This window comes from Streptomyces sp. NPDC050535 (assembly GCF_044457665.1).
Lineage (GTDB): Bacteria > Actinomycetota > Actinomycetes > Streptomycetales > Streptomycetaceae > Streptomyces.
In genome coordinates this window covers 189,592-208,100 of the sequence record NZ_JBITHE010000006.1, presented here as the reverse complement: position 1 = coordinate 208,100, position 18,509 = coordinate 189,592, and the positions used below count along the sequence as shown (strand labels likewise).

At 72.2% G+C, this 18,509-nt stretch carries 16 protein-coding genes; 10 read left to right on the top strand and 6 right to left on the bottom strand.

All coding sequences use genetic code 11. The features are described 5' to 3' along the window. The 7 genes from ACIBLC_RS16380 (at window position 1) to ACIBLC_RS16350 (ending at window position 8,101) form a co-directional block, all read left to right on the top strand. Window positions 1–1,074 (top strand): ABC transporter permease, encoded by a 1,074-nt coding sequence (locus tag ACIBLC_RS16380; protein ID WP_399211616.1) that lies wholly within the window; start codon window positions 1–3, stop codon window positions 1,072–1,074. After that, window positions 1,074–1,949 (top strand): ABC transporter permease, encoded by an 876-nt coding sequence (locus tag ACIBLC_RS16375; RefSeq protein WP_399211615.1) that lies wholly within the window; start codon window positions 1,074–1,076, stop codon window positions 1,947–1,949. The genes ACIBLC_RS16380 and ACIBLC_RS16375 overlap by 1 nt, the downstream gene beginning before the upstream one ends. Then, window positions 1,946–2,707 carry a purine-nucleoside phosphorylase gene (locus ACIBLC_RS16370; protein WP_399211614.1) on the top strand — a complete coding sequence of 254 codons (762 nt, stop codon included), beginning with the start codon at window positions 1,946–1,948 and terminating at the stop codon, window positions 2,705–2,707. The genes ACIBLC_RS16375 and ACIBLC_RS16370 overlap by 4 nt, the downstream gene beginning before the upstream one ends. Continuing rightward, window positions 2,704–4,005 (top strand): amidohydrolase, encoded by a 1,302-nt coding sequence (locus ACIBLC_RS16365; protein WP_399211613.1) that lies wholly within the window; start codon window positions 2,704–2,706, stop codon window positions 4,003–4,005. Before ACIBLC_RS16370 ends, ACIBLC_RS16365 begins: the two co-directional genes overlap by 4 nt. A gap of 124 nt (window positions 4,006–4,129) precedes the next feature. Continuing rightward, entirely contained in the window at window positions 4,130–4,801 is a 672-nt protein-coding gene (locus ACIBLC_RS16360) for a FadR/GntR family transcriptional regulator (protein WP_399211612.1), read from the top strand. 249 nt (window positions 4,802–5,050) lie between these two features. Then, a complete protein-coding gene (locus tag ACIBLC_RS16355) occupies window positions 5,051–6,103 on the top strand; it encodes a PAC2 family protein (protein WP_399211611.1) in 1,053 nt (350 codons plus the stop codon). Between the two features lie 225 nt (window positions 6,104–6,328). Beyond that, entirely contained in the window at window positions 6,329–8,101 is a 1,773-nt protein-coding gene (locus ACIBLC_RS16350) for a S8 family serine peptidase (RefSeq protein WP_399211610.1), read from the top strand. Window positions 8,102–8,227: 126 nt separating this feature from the next. Here the strand turns inward: ACIBLC_RS16350 and mshC are convergent, their stop codons facing one another. From mshC to ACIBLC_RS16330, 4 genes are all read right to left on the bottom strand, one after another. Beyond that, window positions 8,228–9,457: a cysteine--1-D-myo-inosityl 2-amino-2-deoxy-alpha-D-glucopyranoside ligase gene (mshC, locus tag ACIBLC_RS16345; protein WP_399211609.1), complete on the bottom strand. Its 1,230-nt coding sequence runs from the start codon at window positions 9,455–9,457 to the stop codon at window positions 8,228–8,230. 130 nt (window positions 9,458–9,587) lie between these two features. Continuing rightward, window positions 9,588–10,406, bottom strand: coding sequence for an SCO1664 family protein (locus ACIBLC_RS16340; RefSeq protein WP_399211608.1), 819 nt, complete (start codon window positions 10,404–10,406; stop codon window positions 9,588–9,590). Then, complete coding sequence (locus ACIBLC_RS16335) at window positions 10,370–10,960, bottom strand: DUF3090 domain-containing protein (protein ID WP_399211607.1); 591 nt, start codon at window positions 10,958–10,960, stop codon at window positions 10,370–10,372. The genes ACIBLC_RS16340 and ACIBLC_RS16335 overlap by 37 nt, the downstream gene beginning before the upstream one ends. Window positions 10,961–11,104: 144 nt before the next feature. Continuing rightward, on the bottom strand, window positions 11,105–11,791 hold the full coding sequence (locus ACIBLC_RS16330; protein WP_399211606.1) for a histidine phosphatase family protein: 687 nt from the start codon (window positions 11,789–11,791) through the stop codon (window positions 11,105–11,107). A 98-nt stretch (window positions 11,792–11,889) separates the two neighbouring features. Here ACIBLC_RS16330 and corA point away from each other — a divergent pair, with 98 nt between their 5' ends. Further along, complete coding sequence (gene corA, locus ACIBLC_RS16325; RefSeq protein ID WP_399211605.1) at window positions 11,890–12,888, top strand: magnesium/cobalt transporter CorA; 999 nt, start codon at window positions 11,890–11,892, stop codon at window positions 12,886–12,888. A 64-nt stretch (window positions 12,889–12,952) separates the two neighbouring features. Here corA and ACIBLC_RS16320 read toward each other — a convergent pair whose 3' ends face one another. Both ACIBLC_RS16320 and ACIBLC_RS16315 read right to left on the bottom strand, forming a co-directional pair. Further along, window positions 12,953–13,741 carry a ferritin-like domain-containing protein gene (locus ACIBLC_RS16320; RefSeq protein WP_399211603.1) on the bottom strand — a complete coding sequence of 263 codons (789 nt, stop codon included), beginning with the start codon at window positions 13,739–13,741 and terminating at the stop codon, window positions 12,953–12,955. Between the two features lie 227 nt (window positions 13,742–13,968). Then, window positions 13,969–15,024 carry an LLM class F420-dependent oxidoreductase gene (locus ACIBLC_RS16315; protein ID WP_399211602.1) on the bottom strand — a complete coding sequence of 352 codons (1,056 nt, stop codon included), beginning with the start codon at window positions 15,022–15,024 and terminating at the stop codon, window positions 13,969–13,971. 151 nt (window positions 15,025–15,175) lie between these two features. Between ACIBLC_RS16315 and ACIBLC_RS16310 the strand changes: the two genes are divergently transcribed. Together ACIBLC_RS16310 and ACIBLC_RS16305 are read left to right on the top strand one after the other, a co-directional pair. Beyond that, entirely contained in the window at window positions 15,176–16,159 is a 984-nt protein-coding gene (locus tag ACIBLC_RS16310) for an aldo/keto reductase (RefSeq protein ID WP_399211601.1), read from the top strand. Continuing rightward, window positions 16,156–18,366 (top strand): helix-hairpin-helix domain-containing protein, encoded by a 2,211-nt coding sequence (locus tag ACIBLC_RS16305; protein ID WP_399211600.1) that lies wholly within the window; start codon window positions 16,156–16,158, stop codon window positions 18,364–18,366. The genes ACIBLC_RS16310 and ACIBLC_RS16305 overlap by 4 nt, the downstream gene beginning before the upstream one ends. The last annotated feature ends 143 nt before the right edge of the window (window positions 18,367–18,509 follow it).

Below are 18,509 nucleotides of genomic sequence, written 5' to 3'. Positions count from 1 at the left end.
ATGGCCCACCTCGGCACGAAGGGCCCTGCGACGGCCCACATAGGGAGAGTCCTCCGCTCCCCCGTCACCTTCTCCGTCCTCGCCGGAGTCGTCATCGGCGCGCTGTTCCTGGTGGGCACCGGCGCCGATCCGGTCACCGCGTACAGCGCGGTCGTCAGCGGCTCCCTCGGCGCCGACGGCATCGGCTCGACGCTGAGCACCACCACCAGCGTGCTCGGCATGGCGCTCGCGCTGGCGATTCCGCTGCGTGCCGGGCTCATCAACCTCGGCGGGGACGGGCAGTTGGTGCTCGGCGGCATCGCGGCGGCGGTCACCGGTCTCTACTCGCCGCTGCCCGCACCGCTCACCGTCGTCCTCGCGCTGCTCGCGGGCATGGCGGCGGGCGCCGGCTACGCCGCCCTGGCCGCGCTCTGCGAGAACCACCTCGGCGTACCGCTCCTGGTGAGCAGCCTGCTGCTCAGCTACCCGGCGTCCTCACTAGCCTCGTACCTGGTGCGCTATCCGCTCAAGGAACCCGGCTCCAGCCTTCCCCAGACCCGTCAACTGCCGGACGGGGTGGCCCTGCCGGCCTTCGGCGACACCACCGTGACGGTCGGTCTGCTGCTGATCGTGGCCGCCGCGGCCGCGTACTGGTTCGCGGACTCCCGTACGGCGGTGGGGTACGAGATCCGGATGACCGGCCTCAACTCCCGCTTCGCCGCGTACGCGGGCGTCGAGCGCAAGGGCCTGACGCTCCGGCTGATGGCCGTGTCAGGTTCGCTCGCCGGACTCGTGGGCGCGATCGGGGTGTTGAGCTTCCCGTACCGCTTCCTCGACGGCGCGCTCACCGCCCCCGGATACACCTGGACGGGCCTGACGGCCGCGCTGCTCGCCGCGGCGGGCCCGCTGGGCACGGTCCTGGCCTCGTTCTTCTTCGCCGTACTCGAGGTGGGCGGGCTCTCCATGGAACGTACGACGGAGGTGCCGCGCGAACTGACGCAGGTGCTCCAGGCCATCGTCATCGTGTTCCTGGCCGCCCGGCTGACCTTCCCGGACAAGTGGCTGCGCCGGTTCCGGCGGAAGGAGGCCGTGTGATGTTCTTCGACTCCGATCTCCTCATGTCCGCGCTGCGGGCGCTCACCCCGATCCTGCTGGCCGCGCTCGGCGGCGCGGTCTGCGAGCGCGCGGGCGTCTTCAACATCGGCCTCGAAGGCATGATGCTGATGGGCTGCTTCACGGCCGTGACCACGAGCTGGTTCACCGGCAGCCCCTGGCTCGGCGTCCTCGCGGCAGCGCTCGCCGCCGCCGCGTACTCGCTGATCCTCGCTGTCGGTACCGTAACCCTGCGCGGCGACGCGGTGGTTCTGGGCATCGCCATGAACCTCCTCGCCGTGGGCCTGACCAGCTTCCTGCTGCGTACGGTCTTCGGCGTCCAGGGCACTTTTGACGATCCGTCACTTGCCGGGCTGCCACTGGTCGGTGGCTTCTCGCCGCTCGCCTACGTGGCGTGGGCCTCGGTCGGTGTCGCCGCTCTGATGCTGTCCCGGCATGTGTGGGGGCTGAGGCTGCGCGGGGTCGGCGAAGCCCCCGAGGCGGCGGCCACACTCGGAGTGAGCCCGGCGAAGTACCGGTATGCGGCGGTACTCGTCTCCGGTGTGCTGTGCGGTCTGGCCGGGGCCCAACTCGCCCTCGGCAACGTCACGTTGTTCTCCGAGAACATGACGGCCGGGCGCGGCTGGATCGCCGTGGTCGCGGTGATGCTCGGCCGCGCACTGCCGCTGGGCGTGCTGCTCGCCGCGCTGCTCTTCGGCCTCGCGGAGGCCGCTGGCTTCCGTCTTCAGGGCCTCGGTCTGCCGCAGCAGACGACCGACGCCGCGCCGTACGTCGTCACCCTCGGCGCCCTCTTCCTCACGACGGCCCGCCGTCGTCGCCGTACCCGCCCCGCCGAACCCGCTGGAGCCGCCGTATGACCCAGGACCTGCTGCCCATCACCCGAATACCGCGCACCGGCCTCCCGCCGTACGCCCTCGTCGTCGGCGACCCGGCCCGAGCGGCGGCCGTCGCCGCACTGCTCGACGGCGCCGAGGAGGTGTCGTACCACCGCGAATACCGTGTGTTCAGCGGGAGTTGGAAGGGCCTGCCGGTCACCGTCGCCTCGCACGGGGTCGGCGCGCCCGGCGCGATCCTGCTCTTCCAGGAGCTGGCCGACGCGGGCGTCACGACCTTCCTGCGCTTCGGCACGGCCGGGGCGATGCGCCCCGGTGTCGGCGACGGCGATCTCGTCATCGCGGAGGCTGCCGTACGGGACGACGGCGTGACCCAGCAGTTGCTGCCGCCCGAGTACCCCGCGGTGTCCGCCCCCGAGGCGGTCCTCGCACTCCAGCGCGCGGCCCGCGCGGCCGGCGCCCCGCACCACCGGGGTCTCGTCTGGACCCGGGCGGCCTTCCAGCCCGGACTGATCCCGCTCACCGCGTACGACAACGCGGGCCTCGCGGCGATCGAGATGGAGCTGTCCGCGCTGCTGGTCACCGCCTCGCTGCGCGGTCTCGTCGCGGGCGGCGTGCTCGTCGTCGACGGCGCGAACGCGGACGAACTGGTCGACGAGGAGAACACCGGCGGATACAACCCGCACCGCGATGTCGTGGCGGAGGGTGTGGAGCGGGGCGCCGTGGTGTCGCTGGAGGCACTGCGGCTGCTGGCCGAGGAGCACCCGGGGTCCGCGGCATGAGCGAGCCCGCCGACCTGCTGGTCGAGGGCGGGGACGTCCTGACCGTCGACGAGGCCGGAACCTTCGTGCGCTCCGGCACGGTCGCCGTCCGCGACGGCGGGATCCTCGCCGTCGGCCCCGCAGAGGAACTCCGCGCGCGGTACGCGGCCACCGACACCCTGGACGCGAGCGGCTGCCTCGTCCTGCCGGGACTCGTCAACACCCATACCCACCTGGCGATGACGCTGCTGCGCGGCCGGGCCGACGACGTCACCCTCCAGGGATTCCTGGAGCGGGTGCTGCGCTGGGAAGCCGAGCTGCTGTCCCCGAAGAACGTCGCGGCGGCGGTCCGGGTCGCGGTCGCCGAGAGCGTACGGGCCGGGGTGACCTCCGCGCTCGACATGTACTGGTTCCACGAGGCGGCCGAAGAGGCCGCGCGTGAGGCGGGCTGGCGACTGCACACCGGGCCGACCTTCATGGACGTACCGGACCCCGCCGACGGCATCGCGTACGGGGACCGGCTGGAGTGGGCGCGCCGCGATCTGGCCGACCGTGCGACGACGCGGCCCGGCGTCCGTCCCGTCCTCTTCGCGCACTCGACGTACACACTCTCACCCGGACAGCTCGTCGAAATCGCCGCGCTGGCAAGGGAGTTCGGCGCGCTGCTGCACATCCACGCGGCGGAGAACGCCACCGAGGTCGCCACCGTCGAGGTCGCCCACGGCAGGCGTCCGGTGGAACTGCTCGACTCGCTCGGGCTGCTCGGCCCCGACCTGCTGCTCGCGCACGCCGTGGATCTGACGGGCCCCGAGATCGCGGCCCTCGCCCGCACCGGCACGTCGGTCGCGCACTGTCCGGTCTCCAACCTGAAGCTCGGCTGCGGGATCGCGCCGGTTCCGCGGCTGCTCAGCGCCGGGGTGACCGTCGGCCTCGGCACGGACGGCGCGGTCAGCTCCAACACCCTGGACATGCTGGGGGCCGTCAGACAGGCGGCCCTCATCCACAAGGCGGCCGGCGACCCCACCGCGGTCGGCGCCGAACAGGCGGTGCGGATGGCCACGATCGAGGGCGCCCGCGCGCTGGGCCTCGGCGACCACCTGGGTTCGCTGGAGGCCGGCAAGCGCGCCGACCTGATCGTGCTCGACCTCGCCGCTCCGCATCTGCGGCCCCTGCACGACCCCTGGTCCACGCTCGCCTACGCCGCCCACTCCGCGGACGTACGGGACACGGTCGTCGACGGCCGGATCCTGATGCGGGACCGCGCGCTCACCACTCTCGACGAGGCCGCCGCGCTGGCGGACCTGGAGGCACTCGCCTGAGCCGACCTGGGGATTCCGTGTCCTGTTCAGCCCGCCGACCCGCATAATGGACTGAGACATCGGATGTCTGAGCGGATGCCCTGGCGACATCCCGAACCGCATTCTGAACGGCAGGGAGGCCGCCATGGCAGTCACCGACGAGGCGATCGAGAAGATCAAGGGAATGATCGTCTCCGGCTCGCTGCGCCCCGGCGACCGGCTTCCCAAGGAGAGCGAACTCGCCGCCGAACTCGGGCTGTCCCGCAACTCCCTTCGCGAGGCGGTGCGGGCCCTGTCGCTCATCCGCATCCTGGATGTCCGGCAGGGCGACGGCACGTACGTCACCAGCCTGGATCCCCAACTCCTGCTGGAGGCACTGAGTTTCGTCGTCGACTTCCACCGCGACGACACGGTTCTCGAGTTCCTCGCGGTTCGCCGCATCCTGGAGCCGGCCGCCACGGCGATGGCGGCCTCGCGCATCAGCGAGCAGCAACTGGACGCTCTGTCCGCCCAGTTGGACCTGCTTGGCGAGACGCCCTCGGTGGAGGAACTCGTGGCCTGCGACCTGGAGTTCCACCGCGGCATCGTGCGGAGCTCCGGGAACTCGGTGCTCTGTTCCCTCCTCGACGGTCTCTCCGGGCCAACCACCAGAGCCCGCATCTGGCGGGGGCTCACCCAGGAGGACGCGGTCAGCCGCACCCTGCACGAACACCGCGCGATCCTCACGGCCCTGCGCGACCGCGACGCGGAGGCGGCCCGCTCATGGGCGACGGTCCACATCGCGAGCGTGGAACAGTGGCTTCGCTCGACCCTGTGAACCGCCTCAGTCCCGCGTCCTGGCCGGGCGACCGACGTCAGTCCTGCCGCTCCCCGCGCCCGGGCCGGGGCAGCCGAAGACGACTCATCCGATGACCCGGGGGTGTCGCCCGGTGACGATCACGCGTGTTTCCGGCGTCCCGGTGGGGCAGTGATCCGTTCACTCCCCCGTGCAAGGGGGCTGCGGAGGCCCCCTTCGCACGCCGTAAGGTTGGGGCGTACGTGAGGGCCCGTCGGAAGGAGGCACTGGGTGATCGAGCTCGAGGGAGTTCCCGAGCTGGTCGACCCGGTCATGGTGGCCGCGTTCGAAGGCTGGAACGACGCCGGCGACGCCGCCTCCACCGCGGTCGCGCATCTGGACAAGGAATGGAAGGGCGAGGTGTTCGCGGCGCTGGACGCCGAGGACTACTACGACTTCCAGGTGAACCGCCCCACCGTGTGGCTGGACGGTGGTGTCCGCAAGATCACATGGCCGACGACCAGGCTGTCGGTGGTCCGGGTCGGCGGGGACAAGCCGCGTGACCTGGTGCTGGTCCGGGGTATCGAGCCGTCGATGCGATGGCGCTCGTTCTGCAACGAACTGCTCGGCTTCGCGCACGAGCTCGGCGTGGAGCTGGTGGTGATCCTGGGCGCGCTGCTCGGTGACACCCCGCACACACGTCCGGTTCCGGTCAGCGGGGTGACGTCCGACGCCGACCTGGCCCGCACCATGGACCTGGAGGAGACCAAGTACGAGGGCCCCACGGGCATCGTCGGCATCCTCCAGGAGGCGTGCACGCACGCGGGCGTACCGGCCGTGTCGTTGTGGGCGGCCGTCCCGCACTACGTGTCGCAGCCGCCGAACCCGAAGGCGACGCTGGCCCTCCTCAACCGCCTCGAGGACCTGATCGACCTGCGCATTCCGCTGGGCGAGCTGCCCGAGGACTCGCGGGCCTGGCAGCTGGGCGTCGACCAGCTCGCCGCCGAGGACAGCGAGGTCGCCGAGTACGTGCAGTCGCTGGAGGAGGCCCGGGACACCGCCGATCTGCCGGAGGCGTCGGGCGAAGCGATCGCCCGTGAGTTCGAGCGCTATCTGCGCAGACGGGACGGTGGTGGTCCGGCCACCCAGCCCGGGGGCCACGCGACCGAGAGCGGCGACGCCGCCTCGTTCCTCCGGGACGGCCCCGGCGGCCGCCCCTGGCCGTCGAAGCCGCAACTGCCCGAGGCGGACGCGGAGACCGGGACGGACGACGAGGGTCGGGACGAGGGCTCCGACGACACTCCCAAGGGCTCCTCGGATCCCAAGGATTCCTCGGAGGACTGACGACCGAGGACCTGAGGACAAGGACAGAACGGCTGAGGGGCGGTGCGCAGGACGCGCACCGCCCCTCAGCCGTCGCACGACGCCCGCCTCCTCAGCATTCGGCCGGATTGCCGAGTCGCCGTGCCCGTAGCAGGGTGTGCCCCGAAGGCGCGGCCCCGGTACGGGACATGACGCCGCGTCATCCCGCGACGGTGCACCCGTACGGACCGGGCCAGGAACGGCAGCATGGACCGAAGGGATCGGTACGCGATGACCGACCAGGTACAGCCGGCACAGGGCCCGGGAACGTCCTGGCCGGGGCCCGACGGAGCGGGATTCACCTATCGGGGGGCCGAGCAGGAGCTGATCGTCGTCGCTCGCCCCGAGGCCGGGCTTCGTGCCCGGACCGAGGGCGTCCACTCGGTGGCGGGTGCGGACGTGTCGGCCCTCAACATGTTCCTCAGCGACGAACAGCTCTCCCTGGAGCCGCTGTTCGGCAGCGAGGAACGCCTGCGGCAGACCACGGCGACGACCACCGACAGTGGCCCCGACCTCGCACTGTTCTACCGGGTGAGTGGCGTCGAGCGCCGCGCCCAGGAACTGCGCTCACGGATCGCGGCACTGCCGGAGATCGACGCGGCGTACGTGAAGCCGGGCCCTGTACCGGCCACCGTGGGATCAGCGGGGCGGACCGAAGAAGGCGCCGACGACGCCCGGCAAGTGAAGGAAGGGTCGCCCGTCACCCCGGACTTCACCGGCCGCCAGGGATATCTGCGGCCGGCGCCCGAGGGGATCGACGCGTACTGGGCCTGGCAGCGGCCGGGCGGTTCGGGCCAGAGCGTGACGGTGATCGACGTGGAGGGGGCCTGGCAACTGGGCCACCAGGACCTGGCCGCGAAGCTCGCGGGCGTCGTCGTCGGCACTCCGCTGACCGACCTCGCCTGGCGCAACCACGGCACCGCCGTGATCGGCGTGCTCGGCGGCGACCGCGACGAGCACGGGATCACCGGCATCGTGCCGGACAGCGTGACCGCGGCCGCGTCCTTCCAGGGCATCGGCACGGCGCCCGCGATCCACTCGGCGGCCGACCGGCTCGGCCCCGGCGACATCATCCTGATCGAACTGCACGCTCCGGGCCCGCGGTTCGACTTCGAACAGCGCGACGACCAGCAGGGCTACATCCCGATCGAGTGGTGGCCGGACAACTTCGCCGCCGTCCGGTACGCGACCGCCAAGGGCGTGGTCGTGGTGGCGGTCGCCGGCAACGGCGCCGAGTCGCTCGACGACGGGGTCTACGAACGGCGCCCCGCCGAGTTCCCGGAGTGGTGGCGGAACCCCTTCAACCCCTCCAACCGGTCCTCCGGCGCGATCCTGGTCGGCGCGGGCGCACCGCCGCCCGGCACGCACGGCCGCGACCACGGCCCGGACCGCTCGCGGCTCGCGTTCTCCAACTACGGGGCACGCGTGGACGCACAGGGCTGGGGACACGAGGTCACGACCACCGGCGGATTCTGGGACCGGCCCGGTGACCTCCAGGGCGGGACCGAGGAGATCGGCTGGTACACGGACAGGTTCTCCGGGACCTCGTCCGCCTCACCGCTGGTGGCCGGTGCCCTGGCCGCGCTGCAGGGCATGCTCAAGGCGGCCGGTCAGGAACCGATCTCCCCGGACCGTGCCCGCGCGGTGTTCCGGGCCACGGGTTCCCCGCAGCAGGACGCGCCGGGCCGGCCGGCCTCCCAGCGGATCGGCAGCCGGCCGGACATCAGGGCGGCGGTCACCCACCTGCTGCCCGACGCGGTCGGCTCGGGCCGGGCCGAGCGCTACTGGGACGAGCTCCTGCCGTATCCGCGTGAACTCCCGCCCAGGCTCCGGCTGTTCGTAGCGGGCAGCTGGCGCAGCCTCAACAACCCGTCCGCCGAGATCCGCCAGGCGGTGCACGCCGCCTTCGCGAGCGGACGGCCAGACGTGCGTGTCTGGTTCTCGGACGACGAGATCGTCGGCCTGGTGATCACGGGCTGACGGCCCCCGCCGGCCTCTCGCCGGATTCGCCTCGTGCAGCTCCCAGTCCGCGGGAACGCCATCCATGCTCAGCTGATGAGGGAAGGTGGCACCCGCATGAGCACCACCCCGCAGATGAGCCGGCCGTCAGAGAGCCACTCCGAGGAGGGCGTCCACGGCGCGTGACACGACGCCGGGGGCGCCCTCGTCGGTGCCACCCCGCTCGTGCTGGAGCGCGGCCCAGCGGTCGACCGCGGCGAGCGCCGTCGGCGCGTCCAGGTCGTCGGCGAGGGCGGCGCGGATCTCCTCGACCAGCGCGTCGGCGGGCGGCCCGTCCGGGCGGGACACCGCGGCCCGCCAGTTCTCCAGTCGCGCGAGGGCCTGGTCGAGGACCGAGTCCGTCCACTCCCAGTCGGCCCGGTAGTGGTGCGCGAGCAGCGCGAGCCGGATGGCGGCCGGGTCGACCCCGTCGCGCCGGAGCGTGGACACGAAGACGAGATTGCCCTTGGACTTCGACATCTTCTCGCCGTGCAGAGCGACCATGCCGGCGTGCACGTACGCCTTGGCCATGGGGAACTCGCCGGTGAGCACCTGGGCGTGCGAGGCGCCCATCTCGTGGTGCGGGAAGGCGAGGTCGGAGCCGCCGCCCTGCACGTCGAAGCCCATGCCGAGATGGTCGAGGGCGATGGCGACGCACTCGATGTGCCAGCCGGGACGGCCCTGCCCGAGCGAGCCCCCGTCCCAGCTGGGCTCACCCTCGCGGGCGGCCATCCAGAGCATCGGGTCGAGGGGGTTCTTCTTGCCCGGGCGGTCCGGGTCGCCACCGCGCTCGGCGGACAGCAGACGCATCGCGGCGGCGTCCAGGTTGGAGACCTTGCCGAAGTTCGGATCCGACTCGACGGAGAAGTAGACATCCCCTTCGAGCTCGTACGCCGCTCCGGCCTCCCGCAGCCGCTCGACGAGCGGAACGATTCCCGGTATCGCCTCGACGGCGCCGATGTAGTGCTTCGGGGGAAGCATCCGCAGGGCGGTCATGTCCTCACGGAAGAGGGTGGTCTCCTTCTCGGCGAGCGCCGCCCAGTCGATGCCGTCCCGCTCCGCGCGCTCCAGCAGCGGGTCGTCGACATCGGTCACGTTCTGGACGTAGTGAACCTGCCGCTTGGTGTCGAGCCACACGCGCTGAACGAGGTCGAACGCGTTGTAGGTCGCCGCGTGTCCCAGATGGGTCGCGTCGTACGGCGTGATACCGCACACGTAGATTCGGGCGACGGGACCGGGGTCAAGACGGACGAGCCCACCGGTCGCGGTGTCGTGGATCCGGAGGTCGCGGCCCTCACCAGGCAGGGCGGGGACATCGGAAGCGGGCCAGGCATACATGCCATGAGCCTAACCGGCCGGAAGTTACGTATACGAACCGGACCAGGTCCGATGGCCGGGAAGGCCTTCTTGCGCGGCTCGTGACGGTATGCGTCGGGGCCGCTGGAGAAGCCTGCCTCCCGGGGTGCCGTCAGACCGGCGGCCAGGGAATCGCCGGCCACTCCCCGCTGGGTTCCGGATGCTTCCGCGAGGCCAGCATCGCCTCGACACGCGCGCGCGTGGCATCGAGTTCGGCGGCGGTGACGAGTTCGGCCAGCCGGGTGGCGAGCGGCGCGGAGGGCGCCAGCGCGTCCCTCAGGGCGGCGAGCACCGAGAGTGCCTCGCCGGTCAGCGACTCCCCCGCCCAGCCCCACAACAGCGTCCGCAGCTTGTTCTCGGCGTTGAAGGTGACCCCGTGGTCGATGCCGTACAGCCGCCCCTCACCGCCGGGCAGCAGATGGCCGCCCTTGCGGTCCGCGTTGTTGATCACGGCGTCGAGCACGGCCAGTTTCCGCAGCCGGGCGTCGTCGGCGTGCACGAGCAGCGCCGTCCTGCCCTCACCGACCTCGGCGAACCCGATCGCCTTCCAGCCCTCCGCCGGCTCCTCGCCGTCCACCAGGGCCAGCAGTTCCGCGTCGGGCGCCGCCTCGATCCAGAGCTGGCACATGCCCTCGCCGTACGGCCCGTCCCGCAGCACGGTGGGCGGCACGAGCCCCCATCCCGTCACCTCGGACACCTCGAACGCGGCGACCTCCCGCCGCGCGAGGTTCCCGTCGGGGAAGTCCCACAGCGGCCGCTCCCCGGCGACCGGCTTGTAGACGCAGAACGCGTCCCGGCCCTCGTACGACACGGAGCAGTACAGCACCGCGTTCGAGGCCTCGCGGATGCGTCCGCGCACCTTCAGCTCGCCCTTGGCGAGCAGCTCGGCCGTGGTCACGCTCCGCGGCGGTATCCGTTCTGGCGCGGACATACGTGTCCTTCCGGGTCGAGCGGGAGGCTGCACAGCGGGCAGGGCGGCCGGCCCGCGTTGACGACGTCCAGGGCGCGCTTGGCGAAGGCCCGGGCCTGCGCGCCGGTGAGGCGGACCCGGAGCATCGGCGGGCCGTTCTCCTCGTCCTGGAGCAGTCGCTCCTCGGCGTCGGCGAGGTCCTCGTCGGAGTCGGCGTCGAGTTCCACGAGGGCCTGCGCCTCGACGATCATGCGCTGCTCGTCACCGTCCCAGGCCAGCGCCATGGTGCCGACCCGGAACTCCTCCTCGACGGGGGCGTCGAGGGGGGCGGTGTCGGGCACCTCGGTGGGGGCCACGGCCGGGACGGGCGCGCTGCCCCCCGTACGCCGTACGACCTCGTCGAGGAGCTCGTCCATCCGCTCGGCGAGCGCCGCCACCTGGGTCTTCTCCAGAGCCACACTGGTCACCCGGGGGCCCGAGGTGGCCTGCAGGAAGAAGGTACGGCGCCCGGGCAACCCGACCGTACCGGCCACGAAACGGTCCGGGGGGTCGTAGAGGAACACCTGACGGGACACGTCCTGTCTCCATTGATTCGGCATGCGGACCGGCTGACGGCGCGGGCCGCATCGGCTGCTGACAAGTCTGCTGACAACTACGGACGCGCTACGGATGACAACTGCAGCGCTGCTTCGACCGCTTCACCCTACTGCGGCCGACGATCACGGTGCGCCCGCACCGCCCCCGACCGTGGCAGCACCGCTCGGGGGTTCCTCACGCGGCGCCAGGGACGCGAAATCACCGGTGTCCCCGAGGCGCACGAGAAAGGGCCGCATCCGTGTGTAACGGATCGCGGTGATGGAACACGGTTCAACAGAGATCCGCTGGAAGAGGTCAAGATGAAGTCCGAGTGCTTCCGCCACAAGGGATTTGATGATGTCGCCGTGCGAACACATGAGGTACACGGCGTCAGCGCCGTGATCACGCTCCACGCGCGCGTTCCACTCGCGCACCGCCTCGGCGGCCCTGGTCTGCATGGCCCGCATCGACTCGCCGCCGGGGAACGCCACCGCAGAAGGATGCGTCTGGACGACCTCCATCAGCGGCTCGTCCATCAGTTCGGCGAGCTTGCGGCCGGTCCAGTCGCCGTAGTGGGCCTCCCCGATGCGCTCGTCGCTGTGCGCGCGCAGCTCCGGCCGTGCCTCCAGAAGCGGCCGGACGGTCTCCTGGCAGCGTTGCAGGGGGCTTGCGACGACTTCGGAGATCGGCAGCGCCGCGAGCCGCCCGGGGAGCGCGGCGGCCTGCTGGGCGCCGCGCTCGTCCAGGGCGACGCCGGGCGTCCAGCCGGCGAGCAGGCCGGAGGTGTTGGCGGTGGAGCGTCCGTGCCGGACGAGGATCAGAGTGGGCATGCGGCCCAGCGTAAACGGGCGCCCCGGGGACCAGGCCCGGACCCTGACGGGGCATGCCCGGCGTGCACCGCGACCCCTTCGGCGGAAGAATACGCTCCGTGATCGTGGACAGCGCCATCTACCGCGACGGGCGCCGCACGGAGGGGCCCGACGACCTGTCCGACGCCTTGGCCGAAGCCCGCGCCGAGGGCGACGCGTTCCTCTGGATCGGGCTGCACGACCCGACGGAGCGGGAGTTCGACCTCGTCACCGAGGAGTTCGGGCTGCACCCGCTGGCCGTCGAGGACGCTCTGAAGGCACACCAGCGGCCCAAGCTGGAGGTGTACGACGATTCGCTGTTCGTGGTCCTGAAGCCGGTCGTGTACGAGCCGGAGAGCGACAGGGTCTCCACCAGCGAGGTCATGATCTTCATCGGCGACTCCTTCGTGGTGACCGTCCGGCACGGCGAGGGCTCGCCCCTCGCGGCGGTACGGAAGCACCTGGAGCACGACCCCGGGCAGCTTCGGCACGGGCCCACGACGGTGCTCTACGCGATCGCCGACGCCATCGTCGATCACTATCTGGAGGTCGCGACCGAACTTGGGACCGACCTGGAGGAGCTGGAGGCGGAGGTCTTCTCACCGAATCTCGGCGGCTCGCGCACGACCGCGTCGCGGATCTACACCTTCAAGCGGCAGATCCTGGAGTTCCGCAGGGCCACCGTCCCCCTGGCGGTCCCGCTGTCCAGGCTCGCGGGCACGGGACCCTACGCGGCGGCCGTTCCCTTCGTGAACGAGCAGGCACAGCCCTTCTTCCGCGACGTCAACGACCACCTGATGCGCGTGAACGAGTCCGTGGAGAGTCTGGACCGGCTGGTCTCGGACATCCTCGCGGCGCATCTGGCGCAGATGAGCGTGCGGCAGAACGACGACATGCGGAAGATCTCCGCGTTCGCGGCCATGGCCGCGGTCCCCACGATGATCGCGGGCATCTACGGCATGAACTTCGACCACATGCCGGAGTTGCACTGGGTGTGGGCCTATCCGGCGGTGATCCTGCTGATGGTGGTGCTGGAGTTCGCCCTCTACAGGCAGTTCAAGCAGCGTGGCTGGTTGTGAGACGGTCCCCCCTTCCGGGGCGGGACGGCCTGGTAGCCCGGTGCCACGCGCGCGTGGCACCGGGCTACGCGAACTCGGGTGCCGCCGTCGCGGGCCCGCCCAGCGCGTCGCGGCGCTCGGGCATCCGGAGGGAGACCATCCGGTGCCAGCCCATGGCCCGCTCGTAGGCGTGGACGGCGTGGATTCCCGCGGCGAGCGTCGCGGACCTGGTCCTGGACCAGCCGAGAATGCGCCCCATGTGGGCCATCACGGCGAGGCTGACGTCCCGGTAGACGCGGATCTCCGCGTGCGCGCACTCGCGCAGCGTCCGCTGGATGGCGCGGCCGTGCCCGGCGTGCGCGAAGCGCAGCAGTTCCTCGTGGCAGTAGGCGAGGTGGTTGTCCTCGTCGTTCGAGATCATCCTCACTGCCCGGCCGAGGTCGGGGTCGTCGGCGAAGTGTTTGCGCAGCAGCTCCATCTGCTCGGAGGCACGCTGTTCGGTGACCCTGCTGTGGGCGAGGTAGGTGACGATGTCCCGCACGCTCAGCTGTTCGTCGCTCTTGAGCTTGTCGTGCGCCAGGCCGATCCCGTGCCGCTCCAGGAGCATCGTGTAGTCGGTGTCGGACGGGACCTCGACAGGTGTCAGACCGCGCTTCCTCATCAGGGCGTTGAAGATCCGCCCGTGCTTGTCCTCGTCGGCGCCGTGCCGGGCGATCTTGGGCGCGAGGGCGCGCTGGCCCTCCGGGACGAGCGCGGCGATCCGCGCGTTCTCCCAGCCTCCTTGTGACTCACCGCTGGCGGCGATGGAGCAGAAGAGCCGGAACGACTCGTCGTTGTCGAGGATCTCCTGGAACAAACTCTTGGCCGAAAGCATCACTGCCACCTCCATACAGGGTTTCCGCAGAAACCGAGTCAAATGGGTTGACAGGAGCGCGGCAACCGATATGTCGGACAACTCCGCCGAACGGAGGACGGAGAGGGACGCCCGGGGGCGTAACCCGAGAGGGCCCTGGCGCGTTGTTCCCAGTGACGGCCGTGGCGGGGAAGACCCCCGAGCCCCCACCACGGCCGCGGAAACTTCTTGGCGGACGTCCCGCCGCGTTACGCCAGACCGGCGCGTTCCAGGGCGTCGGTGCCGGCCCGGAGCGAGGCGATCCGGTCCTCCAGCGAGAAGCCCGCGGGGGCCAGCGTCAGCGTGGTGACCCCGGCCGCGGCGTACGCCTTCATCCGGTCGGCGATGCGGTCGACGGATCCGAGCAGCGTGGTCTGGTCGATCAGCGAGTGCGGGATGGCGGCGGCAGCGCCCTCCTTGTCGCCGGACAGGTACTTGTCCTGGATCTCGGCGGCCTCCTTCTCGTAGCCCATGCGCTGGGCGAGCTGGTTGTAGAAGTTCTGCTTGCGGCTGCCCATTCCGCCGACGTAGAGCGCCGTGTACGGCCGGAACATGTCGGCCAGCGTGGTCACGTCCTTGTCGTCGCCGAGCGCGAGCGGCAGCGTCGGACAGACGTCGAAGCCCTCCATGGTCTTCCCCGCCTTCTCCCGGCCCGCGCGCAGGTGCGTGATCGCGGTGTCCTCCAGGTGGTCGGCCGAGGGGAAGATCAGCAGCGCGCCGTCGGCGATCTCGCCGGTCTGCTCCAGGTTCTTGGGGCCGATGGCGGCGACGTACAGCGGGATGTGCTCGCGTTCCGGGTGCACGGTCAGCTTGAGGGGCTTGCCCGGGCCGCCCGGCAGCGGCAGGGTCCAGTGCGTGCCCTCGTAGGAGAGGCGCTCGCGCGTCATGGCCTTGCGGACGATCTCGACGTACTCGCGGGTGCGGGCCAGCGGCTTGTCGAACTTGACGCCGTACCAGCCCTCGGAGACCTGCGGTCCCGAGACGCCGAGGCCCAGGCGGAAGCGGCCGCCCGAGAGCGAGTCCAGGGTGGCGGCCGTCATCGCGGTCATCGCTGGCTGGCGGGCCGGGATCTGGAAGATGGCCGAGCCGACGTCGATGCGCTCGGTCTTGGCGGCGACCCAGCTGAGCACGGTGGCCGCGTCCGAGCCGTAGGCCTCGGCGGCCCAGCAGACCGCGTATCCGAGCCGGTCGGCCTCCTGGGCGACGGCGAGATTGTCGGCGTCCATTCCGGCGCCCCAGTAGCCGAGGTTGATCCCGAGCTGCATGACCGATTCCCCTTACTGATCAGTAACGTCCCTTGTGTCCGAGACACTAGCGCGCTGGTGGGCGCCGTGGCAGGTACGGGATCGGCCTCGGGTGATTCTGGTTGTCCACAGGGCCCCACGCGGACAGCCTTGGCCAGTAATCTCGGCGTCCATGGAGCAGAGGCATCTCGGCCGTACAGGCCTGCGTGTGTCCCGGATCGGACTCGGCACCCTGACGTGGGGCCGGGACACCGACGAGCATGACGCCGCGCACCTGTTGAAGGCGTTCTGGGAAGCGGGCGGGAACCTCGTCGACACGGCCGACGTGTACGGGGACGGGGAGTCGGAGTATCTGCTCGGACAGCTCATGGAAGGGCTCGTGCCGCGCCGGGATCTGGTCATCTCGACGAAGGCGGGGAGCGTACCCGACCCGGACCGCCGGTTCGACGGCTCGCGCGGGCACCTGCTGTCGGCCCTCGACGCCTCGCTCGTCCGCCTCGGCACCGACCACGTGGACGTGTGGCACGTGCACGCCTTCGATCCGGGGACACCGCTGGACGAGACGCTCCAGGCCCTCGACCTGGCCGTCAGCAGTGGCCGCGCGCGGTACGCGGGAGTGTCCAACTTCTGCGGCTGGCAGCTCGCCAAGGCGGCGACCTGGCAGCTCGCGGCGCCCGGGGTGCGGACCCGGCTGGCCAGTACGCAGATGGAGTACTCGCTGCTCCAGCGCGGCGTAGAGCGGGAGGTGCTGCCCGCCGCCCTCGATCTGGGCGTCGGCCTGCTCCCCTCCTCGCCGCTCGGCCGGGGCGTCCTCACGGGCAAGTACCGTGCCGGCACGCCCGCCGACTCCCGGGGCGGTTCCGAACACCTCGCGCCCTTCGTCGCGCCGTACCTGGACGAAGCCGCGAGCAGCATCGTGGACGCGGTGGTGACCGCGGCGGACGGCCTCGCGGTGACACCGCTCCAGGTGGCTCTCGCCTGGGTGCGCGACCGGCCGGGGGTCGCCGCCCCGATCATCGGCGCGCGCAACGCGCAGCAGCTCACGGCCGCGTTGTCAGTGGAGACCCTTAGTCTTCCTGACGAGATCTGCCGGGCGCTCGACGACGTGTCAGCACCGGTGCACCACTATCCCGATCACGACTGGAGCACGCTGTGAGCACGGAGCCCGAGACCACGCAGGACGGGGAGCCGGGGGCGCCCGGTACGGAAACCCCCGAGGGCGGGGACACGGGCGCCGGCACGGACGACGGTTCGACCGCGACCCCCGAGGGCGCGGAAGGCACCGTCGAAGGCGCGGAAGGCACCGTCAAGCAGCTGTCCGAGGCCGCGGCCGAGTTGGCGGCCCAGCGGCTGGAGCGGGAGCGCATCGCGCGGCGGAAGGCCGAGAAGCAGGGGCCGGTCGCGGCCGGCGGCAAGCTCAGCGGGACGGCCGCCGACCTGCTCGCCGCGGTCCGCGCCGTGGAGAGCGGTGAGAAGCCGGCGGCCACCGCGTTCCGTGCGCCCGAGCCGGCATCCCGAGCCGCCGTGCCCGAGCCCGCGCGGCGACCCGAGCCCGCACCCACCCCGGCCGACAGGCCGTCGGCGCCCGCCCCGGAGGCCGTCGAGACGGTGAGCGCGGTGCTCGCCGAGGGCGGCGCGCCCGACGCGCTCGCACCACAGGTCGCCGAAACCCTGGGCGAGGGCGCGGACGGGCGACTGCGCGAGGACCCCTGGCAGCTGCTGCGGGTCCCGGGGGTGCGGCCCGAGCAGGCCGACGGGTTCGCCCGGGCGCTGCTCGGCGCGGAGTGCGGCCCGGACGACGAGCGGCGGGGCCGTGCGCTCACCGTCTGGCTCCTCGAGCAGGCCGCGATCGCCGGACACACCGCTCTCGACGCCCCGGCGCTCACCGCCGCGCTCGCCCAGCACTCGGTGCCGGACCCGGACGCGGCCGTACAGAGCGCGCTGGCCGAGGGCGAGGCCCTGGTCTTCCAGGACGCGCTCGAATCGGCCGCGCCCGCGCAGGAGGACGACGAGGAGACCGAGGAGGAACGCCCGGTCCGCGTCCTCGTCGGTCTCGAGAGGTACGCGCTGGCCGAGGAGAGCCTCGCCGACGGCCTCGCCCGCGTGGTCAACTCCCTGCCCAAGGAGGACGCGACCGACTGGCCGTCCGCCGCCGCTTCGGCGTCCGGTTCCAGCGCCGAGCTGATCCGCGCGGTCGCCGGTCACGGCATCGTCCTGCACACCGGCGGCGAGGCGTCCCGAGCGGAGGCCGCGGCGCTCGTCGTCGCGGCGGGCCGGCTGGGCCTGCGGGCGTACGCCGCCGCGCACACGCCGGACGGCCGCCGGCGCTTCGCCGCGCTGCTCGAGGAGGCGGAGTCACCGGGCGGCGAGCGCCGCGAGGGTGCCGCCGCGGACGAGGACCGGGCAGCCGTCACCGTCGCCGGGCTGCTCGCCGGTGCCGAGGGGCCGGGCCGGGACGCGGAGGGCACGTTCAGCCTGGACCTTCTCGTCGTCCTGGACGCGCCGCAGCTCGACATCGAGACGGCGGCGATGCTGGCGGAGTCGCTGCCGGACGGTGCCCGCCTCGTGCTGAGCGGGGATCCCGGAGTGCTGTGGTCGGCGGGCCCCGGGCGGGTCTTCGCGGACCTTCTCGCGGCCCGTGTCTGGCCGCAGGTCGCCTCGCGGACACCGGACCCCGGTCCCATCGGCGAGCTGGTGTCCGGCATCGGGATCGGCGAGCTGAACCAGGTCGACGCGCCCGGCAAGGAAGTCGTGATCGTCCCGGTGCGTGACGCGGGTGAGGCGGTGCACCGCACGGTGCAGCTGGTCGCGGACTCGGTGCCCCGCGCGTTCGGCATCCCGGCCGAGCAGACGCAGGTGATCACTCCGGGGCACGGCGGAGCGGCCGGCACCCGCGCGCTGAACAGCGCGCTCAAGGAGCGGCTCAACCCCGGCCCCGGCCGCTTCGGCGGCTTCGACCCGGGCGACCGGATCGCGTACTCCCCCGCGCCGGGGCGTACGGTGCCGGGGCTCGTGGTGAAGGCCGACGCCGACGGACTGCATCTGGAGTGCGCGGGCGCCCCCGTGGTCGTACCCAAGGAGCGGGTGGAGCGGTCCGTGCGGCTCGGCTGGGCACTCACGGCGCACCAGGCGGTGGGTCTGCGTCTGCCGGCCGCGGTGGTGGTGCTCCCCGGTGACGCCGCGCAGGCCCTGACCAGGCCGTGGATCTACACGGCCTTCGGCCGCGCCGAGCGCCACCTTTCCGTGGTGCACGGGGTGGACCAGGCGCTGGCGCGGGCGGTGGCGGAGGTCCCGCAGAAGCCGCGCACCACCCGGCTGCCCGCTCTCCTCAAGGCGCAGGTGCCAGTGCCGGCGGCGGGCTGAAGCCCCGTACGCACAGAAGTGGGGGGGGCCCGCCCCCCCGGGCCCCCCCCCCCCCCCGGGGGGGGGGGGCCCCGCCCCCCGGCGGGGGGGGCCCGGGGGCCCGCGACCCCCCCGGGGGCCGCCCCGGGGGCGGCCGCCGCGGG